Source organism: Roseisolibacter sp. H3M3-2, from assembly GCF_029211165.1.
Taxonomy (GTDB): domain Bacteria; phylum Gemmatimonadota; class Gemmatimonadetes; order Gemmatimonadales; family Gemmatimonadaceae; genus Roseisolibacter.
Genome location: NZ_JARGEK010000789.1, coordinates 1 through 581, shown reverse-complemented (window position 1 = coordinate 581; position 581 = coordinate 1). Strand labels below are relative to the sequence as shown.

Sequence of the window (581 nt, the reverse complement as noted above, 5' to 3'; positions counted from 1 at the left end):
AGACGGGCAACAGCTGATTGCCCTTCACCGCCTGGCCCTGAGAGAGTTGCAGCAAGCGGTCCACGCTGGTTTGCCCCAGCAGGCGAAAATCCTGTTTGATGGTGGTTAACGGCGGGATATAACATGAGCTGTCTTCGGTATCGTCGTATCCCACTACCGAGATATCCGCACCAACGCGCAGCCCGGACTCGGTAATGGCGCGCATTGCGCCCAGCGCCATCTGATCGTTGGCAACCAGCATCGCAGTGGGAACGATGCCCTCATTCAGCATTTGCATGGTTTGTTGAAAACCGGACATGGCACTCCAGTCGCCTTCCCGTTCCGCTATCGGCTGAATTTGATTGCGAGTGAGATATTTATGCCAGCCAGCCAGACGCAGACGCGCCGAGACAGAACTTAATGGGCCCGCTAACAGCGCGATTTGCTGGTGACCCAATGCGACCAGATGCTCCACGCCCAGTCGCGTACCGTCTTCATGGGAGAAAATAATACTGTTGATGGGTGTCTGGTCAGAGACATCAAGAAATAACGCCGGAACATTAGTGCAGGCAGCTTCCACAGCAATGGCATCCTGGTCATCC

The 581-nt window shown here is 55.4% G+C and carries 1 pseudogene; it reads right to left on the bottom strand.

From position 1 onward, the window contains the following. Nucleotides 1-581 (bottom strand): annotated as a pseudogene (gene lacI / locus PYV61_RS26415) (DNA-binding transcriptional repressor LacI); the annotation flags it as partial.